The 20557-nt window shown below is 63.9% G+C and carries 20 protein-coding genes; 9 read left to right on the forward strand and 11 right to left on the reverse strand.

The features are described 5' to 3' along the window. Nucleotides 1-91: 91 nt before the first annotated feature. The 3 genes from HNQ40_RS09225 (at nt 92) to HNQ40_RS09235 (ending at nt 4934) form a co-directional block, all read left to right on the forward strand. A complete protein-coding gene (locus HNQ40_RS09225) occupies nt 92-1774 on the forward strand; it encodes an ATP-binding protein (protein WP_184677552.1) in 1683 nt (560 codons plus the stop codon). A gap of 209 nt (nt 1775-1983) precedes the next feature. Then, nucleotides 1984-3480: a DUF1800 domain-containing protein gene (locus HNQ40_RS09230; protein WP_184677553.1), complete on the forward strand. Its 1497-nt coding sequence runs from the start codon at nt 1984-1986 to the stop codon at nt 3478-3480. Between the two features lie 140 nt (nt 3481-3620). Continuing rightward, the gene (locus HNQ40_RS09235) at nt 3621-4934 is read left to right on the forward strand and encodes a DUF1501 domain-containing protein (protein ID WP_184677554.1); all 1314 of its coding nucleotides are present in this window, start codon (nt 3621-3623) and stop codon (nt 4932-4934) included. Between the two features lie 75 nt (nt 4935-5009). Here HNQ40_RS09235 and HNQ40_RS09240 read toward each other — a convergent pair whose 3' ends face one another. From HNQ40_RS09240 to HNQ40_RS09280, 9 genes are all read right to left on the reverse strand, one after another. Next, nucleotides 5010-5741: an FkbM family methyltransferase gene (locus HNQ40_RS09240; RefSeq protein WP_184677555.1), complete on the reverse strand. Its 732-nt coding sequence runs from the start codon at nt 5739-5741 to the stop codon at nt 5010-5012. A 32-nt stretch (nt 5742-5773) separates the two neighbouring features. After that, nucleotides 5774-6961, reverse strand: a complete 1188-nt coding sequence (locus HNQ40_RS09245; protein WP_184677556.1) for a glycosyltransferase family 2 protein — start codon at nt 6959-6961, stop codon at nt 5774-5776. 50 nt (nt 6962-7011) lie between these two features. Further along, the gene (locus HNQ40_RS09250; RefSeq protein WP_184677557.1) at nt 7012-7905 is read right to left on the reverse strand and encodes an NAD-dependent epimerase/dehydratase family protein; all 894 of its coding nucleotides are present in this window, start codon (nt 7903-7905) and stop codon (nt 7012-7014) included. Beyond that, nucleotides 7902-8642 carry a cephalosporin hydroxylase family protein gene (locus tag HNQ40_RS09255; protein ID WP_221435452.1) on the reverse strand — a complete coding sequence of 247 codons (741 nt, stop codon included), beginning with the start codon at nt 8640-8642 and terminating at the stop codon, nt 7902-7904. Before HNQ40_RS09255 ends, HNQ40_RS09250 begins: the two co-directional genes overlap by 4 nt. A gap of 19 nt (nt 8643-8661) precedes the next feature. Beyond that, on the reverse strand, nt 8662-9192 hold the full coding sequence (rfbC, locus tag HNQ40_RS09260) for a dTDP-4-dehydrorhamnose 3,5-epimerase (RefSeq protein WP_184677558.1): 531 nt from the start codon (nt 9190-9192) through the stop codon (nt 8662-8664). Between the two features lie 29 nt (nt 9193-9221). Continuing rightward, nucleotides 9222-10451: a class I SAM-dependent methyltransferase gene (locus tag HNQ40_RS09265; protein WP_184677559.1), complete on the reverse strand. Its 1230-nt coding sequence runs from the start codon at nt 10449-10451 to the stop codon at nt 9222-9224. Then, nucleotides 10448-11437, reverse strand: a complete 990-nt coding sequence (locus HNQ40_RS09270; RefSeq protein ID WP_184677560.1) for a GDP-mannose 4,6-dehydratase — start codon at nt 11435-11437, stop codon at nt 10448-10450. The genes HNQ40_RS09265 and HNQ40_RS09270 overlap by 4 nt, the downstream gene beginning before the upstream one ends. After that, a complete protein-coding gene (gene rfbF, locus HNQ40_RS09275) occupies nt 11430-12203 on the reverse strand; it encodes a glucose-1-phosphate cytidylyltransferase (protein WP_184677561.1) in 774 nt (257 codons plus the stop codon). The genes HNQ40_RS09270 and rfbF overlap by 8 nt, the downstream gene beginning before the upstream one ends. Before the next feature lie 68 nt (nt 12204-12271). Then, nucleotides 12272-13291: a glycosyltransferase gene (locus HNQ40_RS09280; protein WP_184677562.1), complete on the reverse strand. Its 1020-nt coding sequence runs from the start codon at nt 13289-13291 to the stop codon at nt 12272-12274. Between the two features lie 191 nt (nt 13292-13482). On the opposite strand from HNQ40_RS09280, the gene HNQ40_RS09285 reads away from it, so the two are divergent. After that, nucleotides 13483-14199 (forward strand): lipopolysaccharide kinase InaA family protein, encoded by a 717-nt coding sequence (locus tag HNQ40_RS09285; protein ID WP_221435453.1) that lies wholly within the window; start codon nt 13483-13485, stop codon nt 14197-14199. 18 nt (nt 14200-14217) lie between these two features. Here the strand turns inward: HNQ40_RS09285 and HNQ40_RS09290 are convergent, their stop codons facing one another. Beyond that, nucleotides 14218-14880: a hypothetical protein gene (locus tag HNQ40_RS09290; protein WP_184677564.1), complete on the reverse strand. Its 663-nt coding sequence runs from the start codon at nt 14878-14880 to the stop codon at nt 14218-14220. A 190-nt stretch (nt 14881-15070) separates the two neighbouring features. Between HNQ40_RS09290 and lepA the strand changes: the two genes are divergently transcribed. Next, complete coding sequence (gene lepA, locus HNQ40_RS09295) at nt 15071-16885, forward strand: translation elongation factor 4 (protein ID WP_184677565.1); 1815 nt, start codon at nt 15071-15073, stop codon at nt 16883-16885. A 62-nt stretch (nt 16886-16947) separates the two neighbouring features. Here the strand turns inward: lepA and HNQ40_RS09300 are convergent, their stop codons facing one another. After that, nucleotides 16948-17988 carry a glycosyltransferase family 61 protein gene (locus HNQ40_RS09300; RefSeq protein WP_184677566.1) on the reverse strand — a complete coding sequence of 347 codons (1041 nt, stop codon included), beginning with the start codon at nt 17986-17988 and terminating at the stop codon, nt 16948-16950. Between the two features lie 122 nt (nt 17989-18110). Here HNQ40_RS09300 and HNQ40_RS09305 point away from each other — a divergent pair, with 122 nt between their 5' ends. From HNQ40_RS09305 to HNQ40_RS09320, 4 genes are all read left to right on the forward strand, one after another. Next, the gene (locus HNQ40_RS09305; protein ID WP_184677567.1) at nt 18111-18548 is read left to right on the forward strand and encodes a bis(5'-nucleosyl)-tetraphosphatase; all 438 of its coding nucleotides are present in this window, start codon (nt 18111-18113) and stop codon (nt 18546-18548) included. A 359-nt stretch (nt 18549-18907) separates the two neighbouring features. Continuing rightward, entirely contained in the window at nt 18908-19432 is a 525-nt protein-coding gene (locus HNQ40_RS09310; protein ID WP_184677568.1) for a type II secretion system protein, read from the forward strand. 155 nt (nt 19433-19587) lie between these two features. Beyond that, on the forward strand, nt 19588-19872 hold the full coding sequence (locus tag HNQ40_RS09315) for a hypothetical protein (protein WP_184677569.1): 285 nt from the start codon (nt 19588-19590) through the stop codon (nt 19870-19872). A gap of 102 nt (nt 19873-19974) precedes the next feature. Beyond that, nucleotides 19975-20493 (forward strand): GspH/FimT family pseudopilin, encoded by a 519-nt coding sequence (locus HNQ40_RS09320; protein ID WP_221435454.1) that lies wholly within the window; start codon nt 19975-19977, stop codon nt 20491-20493. The last annotated feature ends 64 nt before the right edge of the window (nt 20494-20557 follow it).

Genomic DNA, 20557 nt, shown 5'->3' on the forward strand with positions numbered 1-20557 from the left:
CAAGGCCAGAATTGGATTGATCCGGTCTTGAATCCGATCCCATCCGAACCATCCGAGCTAAAATCCAAGGCAGTAAGAAAGGCCACACGCTTTGCTCGTACTCACTGTCATCCAGGGCCCGGACAAGGGGCGTCGCTTCGAGCTGCCGGACCACGAGCCGCAGCAGATCGGGCGATCGTCCGAGGCGTTGCCGCTCAAGGACCAGACCATCTCCCGCCGCCACGCCGAGATGACCCCGGACGGGGGGCGTTGGATCCTGCGTGACCTGGGCTCGAGCAACGGCACGTTCGTCAACGGCGTGCGCGTGACCGAGGCCCGCCTGCTGCACCCCGGCGACCAGATCCGTGCGGGCACGTCGCTGCTGATCTTTGGCGAAGACCCCGAGGGGGCGCAACGCCGAAAGCTCGGCGGCATCCGCCTGGCGGGGCGGAAAGAAATCGATGTCAACGTCGAGCACACCGTCGCGAGTAACGACGACTCGATGATCATGAGCTCGCCCGACCCGAAGCAGTCGGCCGAGTTTCAGCTGAGCATCATCTACGAGCTGGTCAACCTGATCGGCACGATCACGGACAAGCAGGAGCTGTACGAGAAGGTGATGGAGGTGGTGTTTAACTACTTCGATGCCGACCGAGGCTTCATTCTGGTGACGGAGAAGATCGGCGACCCGCCCGAACCCATGGTGGTGCGGCGTCGACACGACGGCGGGCGTAACCTGCTGCCCGAGCTGCGCGACAAGGGCAAGCCGATCACGATCAGCCGGACGATCGTGCAGTACGTCATGCAGAAACAGGTGGGCGTGCTGTCGAGCAACGCGATGAGCGACGAGCGTTTCGCTGCGGGCGACAGCGTGCAGGGCTACGGGATCCGCTCGGCGATGTGCGTTCCAATCAAATACAAGGATCGGATCTACGGCGTGATCCAGGTCGACTCGAAGATCGCCAACTACACCTACACAGAAGACCAGCTGACCCTGCTGACCGCCATCGGCGTGCAGACCGGTTTGGCGCTGGCCAACCTGCGCCTCGTTGAAGAACGGCTGCGCAGCGAACGCCTCGCGGGTGTCGGCCAAACCGTGGCGTCGCTGTCGCACTCGATCAAGAACATCCTCCAGGGCATGCGCGGCGGGGCGGACGTGGTCGAGCTGGGCCTGCGCAAGCAGAACATGGGCGTGGTCAACTCCGGCTGGGAGATCGTCTCGCGGAACCTCGAGCGCATCTACGAGCTGACCATGAACATGCTGGCCTACTCCAAGCAGCGTCGGCCTGAGATCGAGATGGAAAACCTCGTGCCGCTGCTCGAAGAGGTCGCGGCGCTGGTGAGCAAGCAGTACGAGAACAAGAAAGTCGCGCTCATCCAGGACTTCGCGCCGGATATGCCGCCCGTGCCGATCGATGGTGGGGCGATCCACCAGGCGGTGCTGAACCTGCTGAGCAACGCGCTCGACGCGGTCGAGCCGGAGGAAGGCATCGTGACGCTGCGGTGCGAGTTCGACGCCTCGGCCGACCGCGTGGTGGTGTCGGTGGCGGACAACGGCGAGGGCATGAGCCCGTCAACCAAACGCACGCTGTTCGAGCCTTTCCACTCGACCAAGGGCCTGCGCGGCACCGGCCTGGGCCTGGTGGTGACCAAGAAAGTCGTGGACGAGCACGGCGGGACGATCAAGGTGGAGTCGACGCGCGACGTGGGCACGACTTTTACGATCCTGCTTCCGGTCACGATGGGCTCGGCGCCCGCCTCGGCGGACACCCACGGGCCGGGCCTGGCGGTGTAAAGCTGGGGAAGTGTGTGCGAAAAGAGGGTTTGGTTTTTGCCTTGGGGCTCTACAATGGCCGATGTTTGATGGACGTCGAGCCGTTTGTCGCCGATTGAGTGGTAACGAGGCGGTTTGGCGGTCCGTAGAGGCTGGCGATCGTTTTTTCTTTTGCCCGTTCGGGCAAGATGGCAATAGAACCTCACCCTAGGCGTTAAAACCCCATGGCGATGACTACCTCGATCTCGGTGATCCCGGCGGAGCAGTTCGATCAGGCTTCGGCCTGGCACCTTCTCAACCGGGTCGGTTACGGCGGAACCCCGTCTCAAGTCCGTGAACTGCAAGCGCTTGGGTTAGACAAGGCGGTCGATCATCTGGTCGATTACGCCCAGATCGACGTCTCGCACCTGCCGGGTGTCGAGCTCGACCCGGACGTCATGCGGAAGCTGACCCAGGACGAACGAAAGCGGTATCAAACCGCCCGGCGGGAGGGGAATCAGGACGTTCTTGATGAGCAGCGGCGGTTTAATCTGCAAGCCCGCCAGGCCGACCAGAAGATGATGAACGAGTTGCGGCGGTGGTGGTTCGACCGGATGGTCGCGACGCCCCGCCCGGCCGAGGACCGCCTGACCCTGTTCTGGCACGGCCACTTCGCCAGCAGCTGGCGCAGCGTCCGCGACACCTACCTCATGTACCAGCAGCACCAGATGCTGCGCGACAACGCCAACGGCAACTTCACCGACCTCGCCCGGGGCATCGTGCGCGACCCGGCGATGCTCAAGTATCTGAACAACAACCAGAACAACAAACGCAAGCCCAACGAAAACCTGGCCCGCGAATTGATGGAACTCTTCACGCTGGGCGTCGGCCACTACACCGAAGAAGACATCAAGGCCGGGGCCCGCGCCCTCACCGGCTACCACATCGACGACAACGACTTCATCTTCCGCCAGGGCCAACACGATGCCACCGAGAAAACCATCCTCGGCAAGCAGGGCACGTTCGACGGCGATGACTTCGTGGACATCCTGCTTCGCCAGGACAGCTGCTCGAAGTTTGTCGCGGCCAAGCTCTACGACGCGTTTGTCGCGGACGTCGGCGACGTGTATGAAAACGTCCCCGCCGAGAACCGCAAGGTCATCGATCAGATCGCGGCGGAACTCGAGAAGAACAACTTCGAGATCAAGCCCGTCTTGGCCAAGCTGTTCAAGAGCCAGCACTTCCACAGCGCGGACATCGTCGGCAAGAAGATCAAAGACCCCACGCAACTGACCGTCGGCACGATGCGGAACCTCGGCCTGCCCACGCGGGACCGCAGCCTGATCGAGAAAGGCATGGGCGCGATGGGGCAGGTGCTCTTCGAGCCGCCGACGGTTGACGGCTGGGACGGCGGACGGTCGTGGATCAACACCTCGACCTTGTTCGTCCGGCAGAACCTGACGACATATCTCGTCAGCAACAAGCACCCCGCGAAGAAAACCAAGAAGAAGAACCTCAACATCGGCTACGACCCGCAGTCCTGGCTGGCCCAGACGGATGACAAATCCCCCAAGTCGGTGACCGATTTCATGATCGATCACCTCGTTGGTCCGCATACGCCCGCGGCCCGCCGTGCACCGGCCCATCAGTTTGTCGCTTCCCGTGAAGACGGCGATCAGATGACCAACGAAACGCTGGTGGCCTTGGCCTGCCTGATCACCGCGATGCCGGAGTACCAGCTTTGCTGACGCGAAGCCGTGATGAGTGACGATTGAGCTGCGATGAGGAATATCGCTGCCACGAGTCCTTGTCACCGATCGTTTGGGCCTTGAAACTCATCCCTGTTCACTGTTTACTCATCACTTCTACCGCGTCCGAAGGAAGCCCCATGTGTGATCATTACCACCCCCAGAGTTGCGACACCCCCGGCCTGACCGAGTCGGGCTTCACGCGTCGCCGATTCCTGGGCCACGGCCTGGGCCTGGTCTCCGCGGCGACGACGGTGCCCGCGTTCCTGATGCGTGCCGGCGACGCTCTTGCGGCAGACACCACGATGCGTCTTTCGAGCAAGCCCGGCGTTCCTGACGATCGGGTGTTGGTCGTGGTGCAGCTCTCGGGCGGTAACGACGGGCTCAACACCGTGATCCCCTACGGCCAGGACATCTACTACAAGTCGCGCCCCACGCTGGGCATCAAGGCCGACCAGGTCCTGAAGGTCGACGGCGTTGATGGCCTGGGCCTGCATCCCTCGCTCGCCCCGATCCAGGAGATGATGCAGGGCGGCCTCGCTTGTGCCGTTCAGGGTGTGGGCTATCCGAACCCGAACCGCTCGCACTTCTCGTCGATGGACATCTGGCACACCGCCGACGCCTCGGCCGCGGGGCAGGGCGGGCGCGGTTGGATCGGCACGGCACTCGACAGCCTCGAACAACCCACGGGCCTCGATTGCCTCAACATCGGCAAGAGTGCGCCGCTCGCGACCCTCGGCAAGACCTCACGCCCCGTGAGCTTCGAAAACGCCCAGCTCTTCCGCTGGGCCGGCCGTGACCTCGACAAGCAGGTCAGCGAAACCTACGACCAGGTCCACGACACCGCCGTCGACTCCGGCAGCGAAGACCCGCTGGCTTTCATCAACCGCACCTCGATGGACGCCCAGGTCGCCTCGGACAAGGTCCGCAAGGCCACGTGGGCCAAGAGCAAGACCAAGTGGCCCGGCGGCAACAGCCTTGGGCGCCAGCTCGAGATGGTCGCCAAGATGATCCGCGCCGAGTTGCCGACGCGGGTGTACTACGTCGCCCTCGGCGGCTTCGACACCCACGCCAACCAGCTCAACAACCACCAACGCCTGATGGACCAGTTCGCCAAGGCGATGAAGGCGTTCTACGACGAGCTCGAAGCCACCGGCAACCGCTCGCGCGTCGTCAGCCTCGCCTTCAGCGAATTCGGCCGACGCGTGCGGCAGAACGCCTCGGCGGGTACCGACCACGGCTGTGCCGGCCCGTCCTTCGTCTTCGGCGAACACGTCAACCCCGGCATCCTCGGCACGCACCCGTCGCTGACCGAACTCGAAAAAGGCGACCTCGTTTTCAACACCGACTTCCGCAGCCTATACACCGACCTGCTGCAGGACTGGATGAAGATGGACGCCAAGCTCGCGCTGGGACAGGACTACCCCTCGGCCGGCATCTTGCGGGCCGTGTGACGACTTCTCTCAACTCCTACTCGCACAAAGCCTCGGGCCGGTGTCCGAGGCTTTGTGCTTTTGATTGACGGTGGTTTACCAGCCCAAGCGTTTGGGGTTCACAAAGACCGCGTCCGCAAACAGCACGCGTTCGTTTTCGTCGTGGCGGGGTTTGTACAGGCTGTAGAGGCCGAAGCCGTGCTCGCGCAGGACCAGGTCGATGTCGCTGTACGTCGCGCCGCCCTCGTAGAAGTTCTGGAAGAAGACCTCGGTGTAGATCGCCACGACCGATTCGTCGAGCAGCCGTGACGCGCCACGCATCATGTCGGCCTCGCCGCCCTGGATGTCCATCTTGATGAACTGCACGCCGTCGATGTTGTTGTCGTCGGCCCACTGGTCCAGCGTTGTCGCGGGCACGGTCATCTGCGCCTTGTGCGCCGCCTGCTCGGGGTAGGCCTTCTTCATCGCGTCGTTGGTCTGATACAGCGACGACGATCCCGGGTCGGCGGTGACGTAGAACGTCTTCTCGCCGGGCGTGTCCGACAGCACCACCGGGTAGTGGTGGTAGCGCGGCTGCTCGGCGTGCAGCTCGGCCAGAGCGGGGGCGTAGTCCGGGTTCGGCTCGAACATGTGCAGCTGGGCCGTGGTGAACCGCTTGCCGAAGCGCTTGGCGATCCGGCCGTCGCTGGCCCCGGCGTCGACGATGTGCTTGATGTCGATATCGCGCAGCAGCTTGGCGATCGTGGGGTACGGGTCGTCGAGCGATTGCAGGTTGGGCTTGCCGCGGTAGAGCAGGTGCCGAGCGAGGACTTTGAGGGGTTTGCCCATGCGTTTTCGGTTCCAGAATCGGGGGGTAGGGGTTAGCTCAGAGCCGCGCCGGGGTATTTAACCAGCCGGTCGAGTTGCGAGGCGCACTCGAGGATATTCGAGAAGCCCGCGTCGTCGCCGAAGATCATCTGGCGTCGGCCCTTGGGGGCGGTGCCGGGCAGGAGGCTGCGCAGCTTCATTTTCACCGCCCGCTCGCTGTTCTTGAGTTGGCGCTTGGCGGCCATGATCCCCAACTCGCGTTTCAGCCCGGGGTACTCCGAGGCCAGTGCGGTGACTTCTTCCAAGCGGTCATCCACCGGGAAGCCCCGGCCTTTCATGTCGAGAAGCGCCAGGTAGCAGCCGCGGTAAAACGCCCGCCAGTTCAATTCGTAGTCGGCAAACGTCTCGGGACACAGCGACTTGGCATTCAGCAGCGTGTCGGCTACGGTCGTGTTGACCATGTTCATCTTGAACGGCAGCTGCTGGTAGATGTCGCCCTTGAACTCGGCTTCGAACGCGGCGCTCGCTTCGGTCGTGCCCAGGCTCTGGCTGGCGCCGATGCTCTGCGGGCTTGCTCCGGCGAGGGCGAGCGCTTCGTCGATAAACAGGAAGTCTTCAAGCTTGGAGAGCAGCATGACGCTCGACCCGACGTCGGGTGCGGGACCGATGAAGAAACGTCCCGCCTCGGCCTGGATTTCTTTGATCAGGTCCTGCCGGCACACCGCGCTGAACAGCATCGGCGAGTGCTTCTGGTAGGCCGAGGTGTCGAACCAGCCGCGCAGCTCCGACTTGGTCTCACGGCGGATCGCGGTGTTGCTCGGCGGGCGGTAGGTCAGCGTGTTGCGGTATTCCGACTCCAGCCAGTTGGGGTAGCAGTAGGCGTAGCGCTGCCAAGTGATCAGCGGCCGGCCGGTGTTCTGGATCTCGGCGTCCAGGCGGGACAGCAGCCGGGGGTTGAGTGCGTCGTCGTCGCAAAGGATGATCGCGTACTCGCCGTCCGCCTGGTTGATCGCAAACTCCCAGCTGTCGGGCATCGCCAGGACTTCGTCGGTCTCGACGTAGCTCACCCGCTCGTGTTCTTCGGCGAGGGCCTTGCCAACTGCGGCGGTCTCGTCTTCCGACGAGTTGTTCGAGATGACCACGGAGAAGTCGTCGTGCTGCTGCTGGACGGCGCTGAGCACCGAATTGGGCAGCAGCTTGCAGCGGTTGCGGGTCGGGATCACGATGCAGAATTTCGGCATGGGTCATGTACCCTATCGGCGGCGGCGAACCCGAGCAACGCGGCGGGCCATCAGTCCGATGACCGCCATTCATCGATCGCTTTGGACAAACCCGCCCGGAGATCAAAACGCGGCGTGAAGCCGACTTCTTCTTGAAGACGCTTGGCGTCCGCCACGACCCGGGGGAAGTCGTCGCTGCCGGTGGTTTGGGCCGCGAATTGAAGTAGTTCGGGTCGGCCGACGATCTGGCCAATCGTTTCGGCGATCTCGCGGACGGCCACGGCCTGACCCGTCCCGATATTCACCGGCCCGGTCACGTCCGACGCCAGCAGTTGGCTCAACGCCTCGGCCGCATCGCCGACGTAAATGAAATCACGCTGCTGCGTCCCCGCGCTGCACTGGGCGGGCTCGCCCGCAAGCAGACGGCGGGCGACGTAGCTGGTGAGTTTCGCCTCGGGTTCGCCGGGGCCGTAGGGCCAGAACACCCGTGCCCACGCCGAGGTGATCGGCAGGCTGGTGAGGTACGCGTGAAGTTCCACCTTCGATTGTCCGTAGATGGAAGCGGGCGCGATCGGTGTGGTGTGTTCCTCGCAAACGCCCGCCGACCAGTCGTATTCCGCACACGTCCCCAGCCCCACGACACGCTGGCCGCCCGCAGCAAGAAACGCATCGAACAACGCCTTGCTGCGTTCGAGCCATTCGGTATTGCTCGGCGAGGTCCAGTACTCGCCGGGGGTGGTGATCCACGCGAGGTGGATGAGATGTGTCGGCTTGGCTTGTTGCATCAACCCGGCCGGGTCATCCTGCATGAGATCGTGCGGATGCCAATGCACACCCGCCGATTCGTCCGTCGCTGGCAAGGCCCGCGCGATCGCATGCACCTCATCAAACCCCTCGGCCAGCCTCGGCAGGAGGTGCTGGCCGATGAAGCCGGTCGCGCCGGTGACGAGAGCCCGCCGGGTCATGCGCTGGGTTTACGGCGGAGGTAGCCGTCGGGGTTGGAGGTGAGCAGCAGCTTCTCGTTGATGAATTTCTCCGAGACGAAGTCATCGGTCTCGGTGAGGTACTGCCGCATCGCGGTCATCGGGTTGTCGCCGACGCCCCAGGGGCGATCACGCTCGGTGGGCGTGATGTCGAGTTCGACGGCCGTGTCGGCAACGATCAGCGATTGGCTTGGCGAGACCAGCGGGGCGTAGGCGCGGAGCTCGGCGAGTACGTGGTCGTGGGTGTGGTTGGAGTCGAGCACGACCATGACCCGCTCGGCGTCGCCGATGGATTGCCGGACTTGCTCCAATGTCGCGTCAGCCACGGCGTCGGCTTCGATGAGTTCGACGCGGTGGGCCAGCGGGTGGGTCTCGATCGATTCACGGTTGTGCGGGCGGATCTCGATGTCGACGCCGATGACTTTGCCTTCGCCCAGGAGTTGGAGCATCGCGGCGGAGAAGAGGATCGACCCGCCGCGGGCGACGCCGGTCTCGACGATGACTTGGGGCTTGGTTTCCCAGATGATTTCCTGCATCGCACAGATGTCGTCGGGCGACTGGATGATCGGCACGCCCATCCACGACCACATGTAGGTGTAGTCGTATTCGTAAGCCTTGGCGTAGAGCGTGTTGGCCGCGTCGCGGACGGCGGGGTCCTGGCTCATGCGGTTGGCGTCTTGCCGTTTCTTGGCTTCGAATTCCTGGCGGTCGTCTTTCACGGGGCGTTCCTTGGCGGGGTCAGGGGGTGTAGTCGGGGTAGTGGGCGTCGCGGTCGCCGATCACGGCGGGGGCGGCGGGCCAGTCGATGCCGAAGGCCGGGTCATCGTATCGCACACCCCGCGCCGCGTCGGCGACGTAGGGGGCGCCCATCATGTAGAAGACCTCGCAGTCGTCTTCGAGGGTGATGAACCCGTGGGCACAGCCGTCGGGGATGTACAGGCTCTGGTGGTTGTCGGCCGAGAGCTCGAGGCCGAACCACTGGCGGTGCGTCGGCGAGTCGGGCCGGAGGTCCACCGCGACGTCGAACACCCGGCCTTGGGTGACGCGGACGAGCTTGGGCTCGCCGTGCGGGGCTTGCTGGTAGTGCATGCCGCGGAGGGTGTGCTTCTTTGTGTTCAGCGATGTGTTGCATTGAACCGCGTCGAACGTGATCCCCGCCTGGGCGAACGTGTCCCAGCAGAACGTCCGGGCGAACGCGCCGCGCTCATCGGCGATCGGCTCGAGTTCGACCACGTGGACGCCGGGGATCGGGGTAGGCTCTAGTCGCATAGGCACGGGAGAGATAAGAGCGGAGTCGCTCAGCGGATCGTCGGCGAGGGCACAGGCACGATGAACTTCCCGCCCGCCTCGCGGTAGGCCTGCTGCTGCTTGAGGATTTCTTCGGCAAAGTTCCAGGTCAGCAGCAGCGTGTAGTCGGGCTGTTTCTCGATCAGCTCTTCCGGGGCGACGATGGGCAGGTGATTGCCCGGAGCGAGCTTGCCCTGCTTGTGGGTCGAGCGGTCGGCGATGAAGTCGAGCTGCTGGCTGTCGATGCCCATGTAGTTCATGAGCGTGCTGCCCTTGGCCGAGGCGCCGTAGGCGGCGATCGAGTGGCCCTTGGCTTTGAGGTCGTTGAGCATGGCGACGAGCGTGTCGCGCAGCATTTCGACGCGCTGGGCGAAGTCGCGGTAGTAGTCGAGCTTGTCCATGCCCAGCTCTTTTTCCTCGGCGAGCAGGGCGGCGACGGTCTCGTCGACCGGGTTGCCCTTGGGTGAGGTGTGGACCTGGAGGCTGCCGCCGTGGATGGGCGTGCGTTCGACGTGGACGACTTCGAGGCCGTGCCGCTCGAACAGTGCCGAGAGGGCGGTCATGGAGAAGTAGCAGAGGTGCTCGTGGTAGATGGTGTCGAACTCGACGCCGTCGATCATGTCCCGGGCGTAGGGCGCTTCGAGTATGAACACGCCGTCGGGCTTGAGCAGCGCGGCGACCCCGGCGATGAAGCCGTTGAGGTCGGGCACGTGGGCAACCACATTGTGGGCGTGCATCACGTCAGCCCGCTTTCCGTCTGCGACGAGCTTCTTGGCGAGGTCTTCGGAGAAGAACTCGTTGAGCGTCTCGACGCCGTTGGCCTGGGCGACCTCGGCGATGTTGCTGGCGGGCTCGACGCCCAGCACCGGCACACCCGCCCCGGCGTAGTTCTTGAGCAAGTAGCCGTCATTGCTGGCCGGCTCGATCACGAGGCTGTCCGGGCCGAGGTTCTTCTTGGCGATCATCCGCGACGCTAGGTCCGCGGCGTGCTGGAGCATCGTGTCTGAGAACGAAGAGAAGTACGGGTAGTCGCTGAACATCGCCTCGGGCGGCACCTCTTCGTCGATCTGCACCAAGGCGCACTCGGGGCAGAAGACCAGCCGCAGCGGGAAGGTCGCGCAGGGCTTGCCGGATTTCGCGGGATCGACCAGCGCGTTGGCGAGCGGGGTCTTGCCCAGGTCGAGGATCGTCTCGCAGGAGGTGCAGCCGCAGGATCGGCAGGAGTAGGCCGATATTTTCATTCGGAAGTCTCGAAGTAGTGGTTGTACCAGTCGATGGTCCGCTCGAGGCCGACGTCCAGGTCGTGCAGCGGCGACCAGCCCAGCACGCTGCGGGCCCGGCTGGCGTCGAGGCATTGCTCGCGGATCTCGTGGCTGGCTTCGTTGCGGATGTCCGGCTTGAGGTCGCTACCCATCAGCTTGAGGACCAGCTCGGTGATCTCGGTGACGGTGTGGCGGTGGCCGTAGGAGAAGTTGAACGCCTCGCCCGATAGCTCGGGCTTCTCGGCGAGTTGCTCGGCCAGCAGGGTATAGGCTGCGGCGCCGTCTTCCACGTAGAAGTAGTCGCGGATGAACGTGCCATCGGAGCGGATGATCGGCCGCTGTCCGCGGATGATCGAGCGGAGCGTGCCGGGGATGATGCGGTTGAAGTTCAGGTCGCCCCCACCGTAGAAGTTGCCGCAGCGGGTGATGGCGACGGGCGTGCCATAGGTGTTGGCGTACGTCTGGGCGATCAGGTCGCCGCAGCTCTTGGACACGTCGTAGGGGTGTTTGCCCTGCAACGGCATGTCTTCGTTGTACGGCTGAACCTCCTGGTCACCATACGCCTTGTCCGACGACGCCATCACGATCGACTTCACGGTCGGCGTTCGGCGGCACGCTTCGAGCAGGCACCACGTCCCGGCGATGTTCGACTCAAACGTCGACACCGGGTTGCGATTCGCCACGCCGACAATGGTTTGCGCCGCGAGGTGTAGCACGGTGTTGATCTCGTATTCGCCGAGCACCCGTTCGAGCAGCGCTTGGTCGCACACGTCGCCACGTACAACCTTGACCTGTTTCAATAGTTCTTCGCCGAGCAGGATCGACTGCGGCACGTGGTCACGGACGAGGCAGACGACATCGGCGCCCAGTTCGAGTAGGCGTTTAACGGTCCACCCGCCGACGAGACCCGTCGCGCCAGTGACCAGCGTGGGCCGATCGATCCAATGGGAAGCTTGCTCAGTCATGCCACACCTTCCACGGCGGATCGCCCTCTAGCCACATCTCGTTGAGCAGCGAAACCTCGCGCTGCGTGTCCATGCACTGCCAGAAGCCGTCGTGTTTAAACACCGCCAGCTTCCCGTCCGCCGCGAGCTTTTCGAGGATGCCTTTTTCCAGGTTCGTGTCGGGGCCGTTGAAGTACTCGCTCACGCCCCGATCCATGACCATGTAGCCGCCGTTGATCCAGCCCTCGCGGACCTGGGACTTTTCGCTGAAGCGGGTGATAAGGTCGCCGTCGAAGTCGAGGCTGCCGAAGCGGGCGGTGGGGCGGACCGCGGTGAGCGTGACGAGCGCATCATTGTTCTTGTGGAAGTCGAGCAGGGCGGTCAGATCGACGTTGGCCACGCCGTCGCCGTAGGTCAGCATGAACGTGTCGCCGGGCATGCGGTCGAAGAGCTTTTCGAGTCGGCCGCCGGTGTTGGTGTGGAGCCCGGTGTCGATGAGGTGTACCCGCCAGTCTTCGGTCTGGGGCCGGGCGATCTCGACGTTGCCGTCTTTGAGGTCGATGCTGAGGTCGCCGCCGAGCTGGTAGTAGTTCAGGAAGTACTGCTTGATCATCGAGCCCTTGTAGCCGAGCGCGATCCAGAAATCCTTGAAGTCGTGCTGGGCGTAGAGCTTCATGATGTGCCAGAGGATCGGCCGGCCGCCGATCTCGACCATCGGCTTGGGCCGAACTTCGGTCTGTTCGGACAAGCGGGTGCCCAGACCCCCTGCGAGTAAAACCACATCCATGTGCGTTTCCAGAACGGGTGCGAATCAGCACACAATATAGTCGGATGCGCGTGTTGACGCCGACCCGCTCAGCGGGCGGGTCGGGCGACGATCTGCCGCCAGAACTCGGTGAGTTGTTGGGTGAGCGCGGTGCGTCCGTGGACTTTTTCCACATACGCCCGGCCCCGCTCGCCCATCGCTCGGCGTCGAGACGCGTCCTCGGCCAATCGGACGATGGCGCTGGCCCACGCATCGCTCGTATCGGCCGTCAACGCCCGGGCCCATTCGCCTTCACCCGCCGCCACGACATTCTCGCCCACCGCCGAGCCCACCCACGGCAGGCCCCAGGCCATGTACTGCAGGATCTTGTACGGACACTTGCCGCGGGTCCACAGCGTGTCGGGCATCGGGCACAGGCCCAGGTCGGCCTCGCGTAGCGCCCGGTCCTGTTCCTCGGGCGACCAGGGGCGGTGGTCCACCTCCAGCTTCGAGCCGGGGAACTCGAGCTTTTTCCCGCCCACGAGGCGGAGCTGCAGCGGAACCTCGGTGTCGAGTCGTGTAAAGACATCCGCGATATCACGGAGATAGACCTGCGTGCTGGTCGAACCGAGCCAGAGCAGGGTGACGGGCTGGCCATCCGTCGATTCCCGCACGGGCACGGCGTCGGGCAGGTCCACCGCCATCGGCATGATCTCGATCGGGTGGCCGAAGGGCTCGGACAGGTCAGCGAGGAAGCGGCTGCCCACCAGCGACGCATCCGCCCGGCCGACGGTCGCATTGAACCGCCGTCGGCGGACCCAGCTCGGCTGACCGCCGTTCTTGCTCGAATAACTCAGTGGATCGTCGAAGTCGATCACCCAGAGTTTGGCCGCTGCGCGGACCGCCTTGGCGTCGCGGGTGGTGAGGATGTTGCGGTGCCACCACACCGCGTCGGCCCGACGCATCTCGTCGAGCAGGGCCTTGCGTTCGGGTCCGGGCTTGGGCCAGGTGCGCGGGGTGACGGTGATCCCCTGCTCGGCCAGCGGGGCGATCCAGTTCTCGACGCGCTGCTGGTACGACGCGGAGTCGGGCTTGCGGGTCACCGAGAGGATCTGGATCGGGTCGGCCATGGGACCCGCGATGATACACTGGCCCGCCGACGTGACGCTGCTGATCCGCACGGTGGTCACCTATTCGTAGGTCAGGCATGCCTGCCTGACAAAGCCCTTGGTGATTCGGCGTCAGGCAAGCATGCCTGACCTACGGCAGCGATGTGAAGCATGTATCGACCTTAATTCGAGGCTCTATGTCCGATTCCCCCTTGCCAGAACCGACCGCCGAACTCCCCGAGCCCGCCGAGCTTCTGGCGTTGCCTGAGGCGAAGGTGTTCAAGCAGGACCGCCGGAGCCGGGTGTGGTCGGTGGAAGACGGCTCGGGTCGGCGATGGGCGATCAAGCGTTTCGAGCACAGCCCGCTGCGTCAGCGGCTGGTCGCCAAAGTCGGCCAACACCCCGCCCAACGTGAGGTGAAGTGGCACGCCAAGCTCATCGCGGCGGAGCTGCCGGTGGTCCCGATCTTTGCGGCGGGACACGACGCATCCGGCCGGCAGTGGCTGATCACACCCTGGCGTGGCGACGACCTGGCGGAGTGGATTCAAGACGGGCGTCTGGCGGATGATCCCGCCCTGCGGCACGACGTGACCCGGCAACTCGGTGCGATCGCCGGGCGGATCATGCAGATGCGGGTGTTCAACCGCGACTTCAAGGCCCGCAACTTTGTGGTGGACGAGCAAGGCAAGGTCTGGCTGATCGACGCCGGCGGTTGCCGGGGCGGCAAGGGCACGCCGTTGCTGGCGTTCGCGCTGCGGATGCTTACGCTGCTGAACCGTACGGCAAGAGGAGCCGCGAAGGAATCGGGCCGGGCCGACGCATTGCCCTCGCGCACCGATCGTCAGCGGTTTTTCCGGACAATGACGGCCGCTTGGCCGAGCCTGCCCGACGGGATGCAGCACCTGCCGCGATCGCAAGAGTTCGATTGAGTTTCAGCTTCGGCCGAATCAGCGCATCGACAGGTACCACTTGCCTTCGTAGCGGTCGAAGGTCCAGGGGTCCAGCTGGTCGCCGGTGGAGGTGCTGATCGTGACGACGGCGGTGGCGACGTCGTCCTCGATCGTGAGATCGTTGATGGCGGTGATCTCGGCGTCGAGCGCCTGCTTGTCTTCTTCTGCCGCGGGGTCGGCGTTGTCCCCGGCGTCTTCGGAGGTGGCCAGCTGGGTCTTGCTGTACTGCATGCTGAAGATCAGCGACATCGCGTCGACGAAGAAGCCCTCGGGATCGCCCATGCGTTTGGCCAGCCGTTTGGTCTCGGCTTCGGCGTTGTCGCTCATCATGACGTCCATCGGATTGAAGTTTCGGGGCAGGTGGTTGTCCACCAGCTCGCCGAGTCGGGGGTCGCTGCCGGGCTGTTGCGCCATGGCGGCTAGGGCCAGAGCCATCTGCCCGATGATCTCGTCGCGGCGGGCTGGGGAGACGGTGGCGACGAAGGCTTCCCAGTCCCGGTCATTGAACGCGTCCCGGGCGGCTTCGTAGGCGGCCTCGGGGGAGCCGAAGCCGCGCTCGGGGGTCTCGCCGTCCTGGGTTTCCTGCCCAAGCGAAGGCAGGGCGAGGGCCAGCATGGCCAGCAGGGCGGTCAAAGGGATCAGGCGGAGGGCTTGGGGCATGGGGAGGGCTCCGGTGGGGTGGGCCTTCTATGATATCTCAGGGAAACAGGGCCGAACACGGCCGGTCCCGCGCAGCGACACATCACAAGCCCCGCTGCCCTACAATCTGCCCCTTCCGCCCGCGCCAGTCCGCCGGGCCGATGCCCAAAATCACCCCGTACGCCCCCGGCCCGACGCCCCACGCACACCGATGTCTACCCCGACCCACATCCGCAACTTCTGCATCATCGCCCACATCGACCACGGCAAGTCCACCCTGGCCGACCGCATGCTGCAGGGCACCGGCGTGATGCACGAGCGCAACGCCCGGGAGCAGACCCTCGACAACATGGACCTCGAGCGTGAGCGTGGCATCACGATCAAGGCCTCGGCCGTGTCCGTCGAGCACGAGTACAAGGGCGAGACCTACGAGCTCAACTTCATCGATACCCCCGGCCACGTCGACTTCCACTACGAAGTCTCCCGCGCCCTGGCGGCGTGTGAAGGCGCGGTCTTGGTGGTGGACGCGACCCAGGGCGTCGAGGCCCAGACGGTCGCCAACCTGTACAAGGCCGTGGACGCCAACCTCGAACTCATCCCGGTCATCAACAAGATCGACCTGCCCAGCGCCCAACCCGAAGAGCGGGCGATGCAGGTCGAGGAAGTGCTCGGCCTCGACGCCGCCGACTGCATCATGACCTCGGCCAAGACCGGCGTGGGTGTGGCTGAACTGCTCGACGCCATCTGCGCCCGCTTCCCCGAGCCGCAGGGCAACCCCGACGCTCCGCTTCAAGCGCTGATCTTCGACGCGATCTACGACGACTACCGCGGCGTGGTCGTCTACTTCCGGATGATGAACGGCCGGATGAAAAAGGGTGACCGCATCCTCATGATGGGTGCCCAGCGCACTTACCAGGTCACCGAGCTCGGCAAGTTCCGCCCCGAGATGACCCCCACCACCGAGGCCTTCGAAGCAGGCGACGTGGGCTACATGGTCGCGGCGATTAAGACCCTCGAAGACGTCAACATCGGCGATACCATCACCCTCGACACCGCCCGCTGCGACGAGCCCCTGCCCGGCTACGAAGAGCCGGCCCCGATGGTCTACTGCGACTTCTACCCGTCCGGCGACACCCAGTTCGACGAACTCCGCGACGCCATCGCCCGGCTGCACGTCAACGACGCCAGCTACACCTACGAGCCCACCAACTCCGAAGCCCTCGGCTCCGGTTTCCGCTGCGGCTTCCTGGGCATGCTCCACATGGACATCATCCAGGAGCGCCTCGAACGCGAGGGCAACGTCAGCATCGTCCAGACCGCGCCGACCGTGACCTACGAGATCAAGATCGTCGGCAAGGGCGGCGACACCGAGGTGATCCAGATCACCAACCCCGCCGAGCTGCCGGACATGAGCAAGGTCAAAGACATCCGCGAGCCCATCGTCGCCGCGGAGATCATCACGCCGACCTCCAGCATCGGCGACATCATGAAGCTCTGCGAGCAGCGCCGCGGCGTGTACAAATCACAGAAGTTCCTGGCCGACGACCGGCAGATCCTCGAATACGACCTGCCCCTGGCCGAGATCATTTACGACTTTTTCGACAAACTGAAATCCATCACCTCCGGCTACGGCACGATGGACTACCACGTCACCGGGTTCAACTCCGACAACCTCGTGAAGATGGACGTGCTGGTCAACGGCAACCCCGTCGAGGCGTTGTCCCTGATCGTGCACCGCAGCAAGGCCGAGTTCCGCGGCCGCCACCTGCTCAAACGCCTCAAAGAGCAGATCGACCGCCACCTCTTCGAGATCCCGCTCCAAGCCGCGATCGGCGGCAAGATCATCGCCCGCGAAACCATCAAGTCTGTCGGCAAGAACGTGACCGCCAAGTGCTACGGCGGCGACGTGTCACGGAAACGCAAACTGCTTGAGAAGCAGAAGAAGGGCAAGGAGCGCATGAAGAAGGTCGGCAGCGTCGACATCCCCCAAGAAGCCTTCATGTCGGTGCTCGACACCGGCGAATGATGGGCAAGGCTTACACCCTGATTTGAGTAATCACGTTACGACGTTACGGGATGGCTTCAGCCCTATCCGCCGTACTCACACAGTTGTGTGATTTGCTGCGGAGCCATCGCCGCATCGAGTGCGTGGGGGTCGACCTGGATCGCCTGGGCCTGGCGCGCCCGGGCGAGTTGTTTGTCGTCGAGGTCGCGGATGATCTCGGCGGTCACCCGGCCACGGGTCGCGCTCCAGGTCCCGCCGAACACGGCCGCGAGGTGGCGGTACATGTGCACGGCATACCCGGGCCCGAAGATCTCGACGAGGTGGAACGGCTCGTCGGGTTTGGTGTGGCCGGCCTTGAACACCATGGCAGCGAGGGCGGCGCCGTGGACCGCGACGATGCTCTGGGCGTTCCGCAGCATCGACCACTGCCTTTCCAACGGGTGGTCTTCAAAGTACACCCGCTCGTAGCCCCGATCACGCAGCAGGGGCCAGATCTCCGAGTCGTCGTTATCCACCCGGCGCACGCCACGCCGGGCGATGTAGAGCTTGCGGGGGGTGTCTGAGGTGGAACCGGGGAAGTCGAGGTTGAACAGGCGGGGGTACCACTCGTAGAAGTGGCCGGACTTGGTCTCATCGAGGATCAGGCCTTCGACCGGCCCATCGGTCCGGACGGTGTTGAAGCCCAGGAGCGTGTAGGCACGCTCGGCCATTGCTGAAGCGCGTTTGCGGAGGACCGCGGTGATCGGGAAGTCCGGGGCACCGTGCGCGGCGAGCTGCTCGCGGGCCAGCAGCATCCGCGAGACCTGATTGGTCAGGACGTGGGCGATGTTGCCGTCTGCATCCCGCCGGGTGTCGACGATCAGCTGGCCATCGATTTTTTGCGCGGGAGTACGCAGGGCCTCTCGGCGGTGCAGCGGGTTGCGGCTCAGCGGCACCTTCCCGAGCGATGTAGTGGAACCTTCAAAGGTGCGCACCGCGATGGACCGCGGCGCGTTGCGGTAGGGCGGGGCGTAGATGTTTTCGGTGGAGGCGTTCCACGCGCTGTTGAGGCGTGTGGCGTGGCCGACCGTCCAGGCCTCGGGGACATCAATCGACTCCAGTTCCAGCTCAACATCAATCTGCATGGCAACCCCAGACAATTACGTGGTGGTAAGTGCGTCCCCGGGCTCGGCGTCCAATCGATCGATTGGCACCAAGTTCCCGTAACAAGATTTTGACCCCGGGCATCCCCGTATAATCAATCTCCATGGGTATTTTGCAGGATTATTCGTGCGGTGTCATCCCCTGCCGTTCCGGCGCGAACGGCAAGGAGTTTTTGCTCGTCCAGCTCCACGCGGGTCACTGGTCATTTCCGAAGGGGCACCCCGAGGCGGGCGAGACGCCGATCGAGACCGCCCGGCGAGAGTTGCGGGAAGAAACGGGCCTGACGGATATCACGCTGCTCGAATCCCCGGCGTTTGAAGAGATGTATTCCTTCACGAAACGATCCGGGAAGGTCGTCGAGAAGACCGTGACCTATTACCTCGGCGAGCTCTCGGACCCTTCGGCCGAGGTGTCGGTGCAGCCCGAAGAGGTGGCGGATTTCGCGTGGGGCGACGCCGAGGCCACGATGCAGCGGATGACGTTTGCCGAGGGCCGACGGTTGTTCGGGGAAGTCTTGGATTATCTGGACGTTTCGGGCTAAGGGGTTCGTTCTGTAGGGATTAGCGATCGGCGGGGCGGGGGGATTTATCAGATTCGGCGGGGTGGGGTTTGCTCAGGTGGCCTGCATATCTTCTGTTCTGGTCGCCTGCTGCGGCGTGTGTCGCGGCAGGCCGACCCTTTTTGGGTTGTGGGTTAAGTCGCCCCAATGAGGGGTCGATGAAACCAAAGATCACGTATCTCTCGCCGTAGCCCTAACCGGGTTGCCCAGGAGAGGGCTTAGGCAAGCAATACGTGGTCCGACGGTCGAGCGTGTGGCTCGCCGTCAAACCGTGTTGAGTCGTGTGGGCTCAGCGGAGAAAGCCATAGTGGGCAACAGCCCCCGAAACAGGAGTTAGTCTTATGTCGGCACGTACTTTGAAGGCTAAGGGTTTCACCCTTGTTGAAATTCTTATCGTTGTGGTCATCCTCGGCATCCTCGCCGCGATCGTTATCCCCCAGTTCACCAGCGCTTCGGAGTCGGCTAAGGCTTCGAGCATCGTGACCCAGCTGCAAACCATCCGCAGCCAAATCGAGCTGTTCCAGATTCAGCACAATGGTGATTACCCCCTTCTGACCGCCGCCACCGATGGCACGGCGTGGGACGTTCTGACCGAAGAAACCAACGTTGCTGGTAGCACCACCATCACCGCTGGCGAAACCACCTACGGCCCCTACCTGCAGAAGGCCCCGGTTAACGGCTTCGAAGACAGCTCGGAAATCATCCTCGGCACCGGTACCGCCCTCGGCACCGCTGCTGCGGGTAGCGGCTGGCACTACAACGCCACGACCGGTGAAGTCAAGGTCAACATGGCCGCCGCCAAGGCGATCGAAGTTGGTCTGCTGGACACCGGTGAAACCGAAAACGACGACGTCCGCGGCTACTAAGCCACGAATCCGTCAGACAGCAAATTGAAACGGTGGAGGCGAATAGCCTCCACCGTTTTTTTACCGGACGGCCCGGGACAACCACAGTCTCCCCACGAACTGTCCGATGAAGATTCGGGATTAACCCCGCTTATTGACAAGCCCTGGAGCAATTTATGAAAACCCTCCGCTACCTCAACACCGTGCTGACCGTCATCGCCATCCTGCTGACGCTCAACGTCTACATCCAACTGACCGGCACCCCCGCAGGCGCCGCGGTGTCCGTGGCCCAGGAAGCCCACGCGTCGGAGAAGAAACCCGTCCGCGGGGTGGGTTCCAGCGCCCAGGCTCAACTCGACCAGCTCAAAGAGATCAACGAAAACCTCGCCCGCCTGTCGGGCAAGCTGACCGACGGCTCGGTCCGCGTCAAAGTGGATTCGCTGCCGGCCGAAGGCGATTGATCCGGAGATGTAGGTCAGGCATGCCTGCCTGACGCTGGTCGATTGTGTGTTGTGTCAGGCAAGCATGCCTGACCTACGGGGCTCATCCCGAACTACTCCGCCATGATGAAACACCAACCACATCCTGCTCGACGACGTAGCGCGGCTTACACCCTCGTTGAGGTGCTGTTGGTCGTCACGATCCTGGGGATCGTCAGTGTTTCGGTGATCCCGAGCATGCTGACGGCCGGCGAGATGGGCGTGCAGGCCGCGGCACGGGTGATCGTGGCCGACCTGCTCTACGCCCAGAACGAAGCCATCGCCCAGCAGGCATCACACAAGGTGGTGTTCGACGTGGCCAACAACTCCTACCAGATCCAGGACCAGAACGGCACGCCGTTGACGGTCGATTGGCTGGGGGGCTCGGCCAACAACTACATCGTGGACTTCGCCAATGACCAGCGGTTCCAGGGCGTCACCATCACAGCGGTTGACTTCGGGGTCACCACCCCCAACGAGATTTCCTACGACAACCTCGGCGGCCCCTCCACGGGGGGAAGCATCACCATCCAGTTCGACCGACAGTCGTACCGGATCGATGTGGCCGAGTTCACCGGACGGGTCACCGTGACCCAGATTTAGCAAACCGACGCGATCGGGCTCTGATCCAGCCCGGCCGACCAACGAACCAGGGAACACAAAGCGT

The sequence above is a fragment of the Algisphaera agarilytica genome, from assembly GCF_014207595.1.
In the GTDB taxonomy this organism is placed as follows: Bacteria; Planctomycetota; Phycisphaerae; order Phycisphaerales; family Phycisphaeraceae; genus Algisphaera; species Algisphaera agarilytica.